The sequence below is a fragment of the Nocardioides sp. 31GB23 genome (genome assembly GCF_040012395.1).
Classification (GTDB): domain Bacteria; phylum Actinomycetota; class Actinomycetes; order Propionibacteriales; family Nocardioidaceae; genus Nocardioides; species Nocardioides salarius.
In genome coordinates this window covers 1-5,431 of record NZ_JBDYKJ010000121.1, presented here as the reverse complement: position 1 = coordinate 5,431, position 5,431 = coordinate 1, and the positions used below count along the sequence as shown (strand labels likewise).

The 5,431-nt window shown below is 73.9% G+C and carries 6 protein-coding genes; 1 reads left to right on the top strand and 5 read right to left on the bottom strand.

What is annotated here, in order from left to right; translation table 11 throughout:
• Positions 1-14: 14 nt before the first annotated feature.
• The 4 genes from lipA to lipB form a co-directional block, all read right to left on the bottom strand.
• Positions 15-983: a lipoyl synthase gene (gene lipA / locus ABKW28_RS22455; protein WP_348613461.1), complete on the bottom strand. Its 969-nt coding sequence runs from the start codon at positions 981-983 to the stop codon at positions 15-17.
• 78 nt (positions 984-1,061) lie between these two features.
• A complete protein-coding gene (locus ABKW28_RS22450; RefSeq protein WP_348613459.1) occupies positions 1,062-2,060 on the bottom strand; it encodes a hypothetical protein in 999 nt (332 codons plus the stop codon).
• Positions 2,057-3,052, bottom strand: a complete 996-nt coding sequence (locus ABKW28_RS22445) for an ABC transporter ATP-binding protein (protein WP_348613457.1) — start codon at positions 3,050-3,052, stop codon at positions 2,057-2,059. The genes ABKW28_RS22450 and ABKW28_RS22445 overlap by 4 nt, the downstream gene beginning before the upstream one ends.
• A 57-nt stretch (positions 3,053-3,109) precedes the next feature.
• Entirely contained in the window at positions 3,110-3,862 is a 753-nt protein-coding gene (lipB, locus tag ABKW28_RS22440; RefSeq protein WP_348613455.1) for a lipoyl(octanoyl) transferase LipB, read from the bottom strand.
• Positions 3,863-3,925: 63 nt separating this feature from the next.
• On the opposite strand from lipB, the gene ABKW28_RS22435 reads away from it, so the two are divergent.
• Complete coding sequence (locus ABKW28_RS22435) at positions 3,926-4,453, top strand: hypothetical protein (RefSeq protein WP_348613453.1); 528 nt, start codon at positions 3,926-3,928, stop codon at positions 4,451-4,453.
• 4 nt (positions 4,454-4,457) lie between these two features.
• On the opposite strand, the gene ABKW28_RS22430 is transcribed toward ABKW28_RS22435, so the two are convergent.
• Positions 4,458-5,363, bottom strand: coding sequence for a TIGR01777 family oxidoreductase (locus tag ABKW28_RS22430; protein WP_348613451.1), 906 nt, complete (start codon positions 5,361-5,363; stop codon positions 4,458-4,460).
• Positions 5,364-5,431 lie beyond the last annotated feature (68 nt).

The following is a 5,431-nucleotide window of genomic DNA, read 5'->3' as shown; positions in this document are numbered from 1 at the left end:
CAGATGACGGCTTACTAGATGAGCCTGGGTGTCGTGGGCTCGGAGATTTGTATAAGAGACAGCGCCTCCATCGCCTGACGGTACAGCCGTCCGGCCCGGTACGACGAACGGACCAGCGGTCCGGACATCACCCCGGAGAACCCGATCTCGTCGGCCTCGTCCTTCAGCTCCACGAACTCCTCGGGCTTGACCCACCGCTCGACGGGGTGGTGGCGCGCGGAGGGGCGCAGGTACTGGGTGATCGTGATCAGCTCGCAGCCGGCCTCGTGCAGGTCGCGCAGGGCCTGGCTGACCTCCTCGCGGGTCTCGCCCATGCCCAGGATCAGGTTCGACTTGGTGACCAGGCCGAAGTCGCGGGCCTGGGTGATGACGTCGAGCGAGCGCTCGTAGCGGAACGCGGGGCGGATCCGCTTGAAGATCCGCGGCACGGTCTCGACGTTGTGGGCCAGCACCTCGGGACGGCTCTCGAAGACCTCCTGCAGGAGGTCGGGCTTGCCGTTGAAGTCGGGGATCAGGTTCTCGACGCCGGTGTCGGGGTTGAGCTCGTGGATCACCTTGACGGTCTCGGCGTAGAGCCAGGCACCGCCGTCGGGCAGGTCGTCGCGGGCGACGCCGGTGATCGTGGCGTAGCGCAGCTGCATCTTCTGCACCGACTCGGCGACCCGGCGCGGTTCGTCGCGGTCGAGGGGCTGCGGCTTGCCGGTGTCGATCTGGCAGAAGTCGCAGCGCCGCGTGCACTGGTCGCCGCCGATGAGGAAGGTGGCCTCGCGGTCCTCCCAGCACTCGAAGATGTTGGGGCAGCCGGCCTCCTGGCACACGGTGTGCAGGCCCTCGCCCTTGACGAGGCTCTGCAGCTCCTTGTAGGCCGGGCCCATCTTGGCGCGGGTCTTGATCCACTCCGGCTTGCGCTCGATGGGGGTCTCGGCGTTGCGGACCTCGAGTCGGAGGAGCTTGCGGCCTTCGGGTGCAGGTGCCTGTGTCACGCGCTCGACTGTACGCCGCGGGCCCAGCCGTGGCCGAGTCGGCCGGGTACCCGGCGGTAGAGCGGCCCGACGGCCGGGTCAGGGCACGTCGCGGCGCCGGTAGGAGCCCAGGGAGATCGCGCCGGCGCCCAGCAGGAGCGCCCCGAGGTACAGCCCGCCGTCGGTCGCGGTGAGCACCCGCTCGCCGTTGCACTCCTCGCCCGAGCCGCCCCGGCGCGTGAAGCACTCCTCGGGCAGGTCGCTGTCGTCGTAGTAGCGCAGGTCGTTGGTCACGAACGCCAGCACGTTGAGCTGCGGCTGCCAGCGCTCGGTGCTGCCGCCGGCACTGCCGAGCAGGCCGATCAGGGTGCCGCCCACGACCGAGACCGCGAAGAGCACGCCGATCGTGGCCACGGTGCTGCGGAAGAGCATGGTCAGCGCGTAGCCGCCCAGCGCGCCGGCGGCGGCCAGCAGCGCCCCGCGGGCGACGACCTCGAAGCCGTCGCCGACGACACCGCCGCCGGTGGCGAGGTCGCGCGAGGCGGCCAGCGCCCACAGCCCGGCCCAGTACGCCGCCAGCACCGCCCCGGCGACCAGGGCGCCGACGAGCGTGACGACGACCGCCTTGGCGGCCCACACGCGGGCCCGGCGCGGCTCGAAGAGCAGCTGGTTGCTCATCGATCCCGAGGCCCAGTCGTGCCCCACGAAGGTGGTGCCCACCAGCAGCATCAGCAGCCCGACCACGGCCACGACGCCCAGCAGCGAGCCCTCGCGGGTCTCGGCCTCGAGACGCAGGGTGGCGCGGCCGCCGTACCACTTGAGGAGCTCGGCGCGGCAGGCCTGCTCGAGCTGGACGGCGTCGCCGCTGCCCGGCTCGTAGCCGAGGTAGTTCTCGGGCTGCCGCTCGCAGCGGCGCACCTCCTTGGCGACGTACCGCTCGGAGAGGATCTGGTCCTGCTCGGCCTCGGAGACCGGGCGGGTGCTCCACGCGACCGAGGCCAGGACCAAGGCGGGGACCGCGACCGCGGCCACCAGCAGCAGCACCACCGCTCGGCGCCAGCGCAGCCGGGTGGCCTCGACCCGCAGCAGCGCCCTCATGCCGCGCCGCCCGTCTGGCCCATCGTCTGGCCCATCGTCTGGCCCAGGGTGTCGGCGGCGGTGAGCTCGAGGAAGTAGCTCTCGAGGTCCTGGCGCTGGGCGCTCAGCCCCTCGAGCCAGATGCCGGCCTCGCCGAGCAGCCGGGTCACCTCGGCCGGCTGCTCGGTCTCGACGAGGAACGAGCGTTCGTCGGGCCCGTGGGTGGTCGGGTGCCCGGCCGCCTCGAGCACTCGTCTGGCCTCGCCGGGCGCCGCCACCTCGACCCGGTACGCCGCACCCGCGGCCAGCAGGTCGGCCACGGTGCCGGAGGCCAGCAGCCGGCCGTTGCCGATGATCGTGGCCGAGGTGCAGACCTGCTGCACCTCGGCGAGGATGTGCGAGCTGAGCAGCACGGTCACGCCGCGCTCGCCCAGGTCGCGGATGGTGTCGCGGATCTCGCGGATGCCGGCCGGGTCGAGCCCGTTGGTCGGCTCGTCGAGGATCAGCAGCGCCGGGTCCTTGAGCAGCGTGGCGGCGATCGCGAGACGCTGCTTCATGCCCAGCGAGTACGAGCGGAACCGGTCGCCGTCGCGCCCGGTCAGCCCGACGGTCTCGACCGCCTCGTCGACCCGGGTGTCGGGCGCGCCGATCGAGCGCGAGAGCAGCAGCAGGTTCTGCCGACCGGTCAGGTTCGGGGAGAACTTGGGCGACTCCACGACCGCACCGACGCGACCGACCACAGCCGGCAGCTCGTCGGGCACCGGGCGCCCGAAGAGGCGCATCGTGCCGCTGGTGGCGCGGGCCAGGCCCAGGAGCATCCGGATGGTGGTGGTCTTGCCCGACCCGTTGGGGCCCAGGAAGCCGTGCACGCCGCCGGCGGGCACCGCGAGGTCGAGGCCCTGCACCGCCACCCGGGTCCGCCCCTTGCGGGTGCGGAACTCCTTGCGCAGCGCTGAGGTCTCGATGACCAGGTCGTGCCCGGGGCCGGCCGCGGGGCCGCTCGTCGTGCTCACGGCGCGAGCGTGGCAGAGCCGCGCCGCTCTACCTTCGCGACGCGCCGTCGGGGCGGGTCACCCGCCCGGCGTCACCAGCTCGATGCGCGGGGCGCGGCCCGGCTCGGGGCGCGGCTCGTAGTCAGGGGTCGGGCGGTAGTCGTCCCAGGCGAGCATCTCGGCGAGGTGGGTGCGCAGCACCGGCAGCGCCTCCTCGACGCCGACGCGCCGCCCGGTCTCCAGGCTCAGGGTGGTCACCCCGGCGTCGGCGATGCCGCAGGGCACGAAGCGGTCGTACCAGCCGAGGTCGACGTCGCAGTTCAGCGCGATGCCGTGCATGGTCACCCCGCGGCTGACGCGGATGCCGATCGCACCGATCTTGCGCTCGCCGGCCCGCTCGTCGGCGCGCAGCCAGGCACCGCTGCGCCCCGGCACCCGGGCGGTCTCGACCCCGAAGTGGGTGCAGGTGGCGATCATCGCCTCCTCCATGCGGCGCACGAAGTCGACGACCTTGACGTGGTCGGGCAGCGCCACGATCGGGTAGGCGACCAGCTGGCCGGGGCCGTGGAAGGTGATCTTGCCGCCGCGGTCGACGTCGATCACCGGCGCGCCACCGGCGTCGAGGGGGCGCTCGTGGGCCTCGGTGCGCTTGCCCGCGGTGTAGGTCGGGGGGTGCTCGAGCAGCAGCACGGTGCCGGGTCGCTCACCGGCCACCACCTGGGCGTGCACCTCGCGCTGCAGCTCCCAGGCGGACAGGTAGTCGACCGCGTCGGGCCCCAGGCCGGCCACCTCGAACTGCACGCTCTCCTGCTCGTACGCCGCCTCGCTCATGCCCGCGAGCCTACGCCTGTGGAGAGCGTGGTGGGCGCTGGCCCGGTGGGGAAGGAGGAGGTCATGCGCTTCTCGTCCCGGCCCACCCGTGCCCTCTGCCGTGCCCTCGCTGCGGCTCTCCTGTTGGTGCTGCTGGCCGGCCCCGCGTCGGCGGGTCCGCAGCCCGTCGTGCTCGGAGCACCGACGACCGGGACGACGCAGGACGCGGGGGAGCGGCGGGCCCGGGCGGTGCTGGCCGCGTGGGACGAGCGCCGCGCGGCGGTCTGGCGCCGCGGCGACCGCGACGGGCTCGCCGACCTCTACACCGCCGGCTCGCTGGCCGGGGCACGCGACCTGCGGATGCTCGACGCGTGGCTCGAGCGCGGTCTGCGGGTGCGGGGGATGGCGGTGGAGGTGCTGGCTCTCGAGGTGGTGCACGACGAGGGTCGCCGGCTGGTCCTGCGGGTCACCGACCGGTTGGTGGGCGCCGTCGCCGTCGGCAGCGGCGTACGACGGGTGCTGCCGCAGGACCGGCCCACCGCCCGGGCGCTGGTGCTGCGGCGCAGCGGCGACGGGTGGCAGATGGCGTCGGTGCGCCCGCTGGGCTGGTGAGGGATCAGTCGCGGGTGGCGAGGCCGGTCTCCACGACCGCGGCGACGTCGGGGTCGCGGAACGTGTAGCCGGCCGCCAGCAGCGCCTCGGGGCGCACGTTGAGCGAGCCGAGCAGCTCGGGCGCCATCTTGCCGGCGCCCACGCGCAGCAGCGGCGCGGGCACGGTCGCGAAGCTGGGCCGGTGCAGTGCCGAGGCCAGGGTCTCGGTGAACTCGGCGTTGGTCGGCGTCGTCTCGCAGCACATGTTGAAGGGCCCGGCGGCGCTGTCGTGCTCGGCCAGGTGCACCACGGCCCCGACCCAATCGCGCAGCGAGATCATCGCCATGTGCTGGCGTCCGCTGCCCAGCCGGCCGCCGAGGCCGAGCTTGAAGAGCGGCACCAGCTGCTTCATCGGAGGGCTGCGGCGGTCCATCACCGGCGAGGTGCGCAGCACGCACACCCGCGAGCCGGCCGCCGCAGCCGGGGCGGCCGCGGCCTCCCACTCGCGGCTCACGTCGGTCAGCAGCGCGTCGCCGCGGCTCTCGGAGGTCTCGGTGAGCGGCCGGTCGCCGTGGTCGCCGTAGAAGGCGATGCCGTTGCCGGCCAGGTACGCCGGGGGGCGGGTCGACCCCGCGATCGTCTCGGCCAGCAGCCGGGTGGTGCGCACCCGGCTCTCGCGGACCTCACGGGCCCACTTGTCGGAGTGCACGTTGCCGATCAGCGGCGCCCCGGCCAGGTTGACCACCACGTCGGCGCCACCGACGAGGTCGCGGTCGACCACGCCGGCGTACGGGTCCCACGTCGAGGCGTCCTGCTCGCTGGTGGGGCTGCGCACCAGCCGGGTGACGCGGTGCCCGCGCTCGCGCAGCGCCTGGCGCAGGTGGGTGCCGAGGAAGCCGGACGACCCGGCGACGACCACGTGGAGGCTCATGGCCTCGAGACTGCCACGCACCCCGCCCCCGGACCTCACCTCCCCGCGCGACCGGCCCAGATCTCCCC

Coding starts and splice junctions, on each gene's coding strand:
- ABKW28_RS22430 (WP_348613451.1), bottom strand. CDS start 5,363: ATGAGCCTCCACGTGGTCGTCGCCGGGTCGTCCGGCTTCCTCGGCACC.
- lipB (WP_348613455.1), bottom strand. CDS start 3,862: ATGAGCGAGGCGGCGTACGAGCAGGAGAGCGTGCAGTTCGAGGTGGCC.
- ABKW28_RS22450 (WP_348613459.1), bottom strand. CDS start 2,060: ATGAGGGCGCTGCTGCGGGTCGAGGCCACCCGGCTGCGCTGGCGCCGA.
- ABKW28_RS22435 (WP_348613453.1), top strand. CDS start 3,926: ATGCGCTTCTCGTCCCGGCCCACCCGTGCCCTCTGCCGTGCCCTCGCT.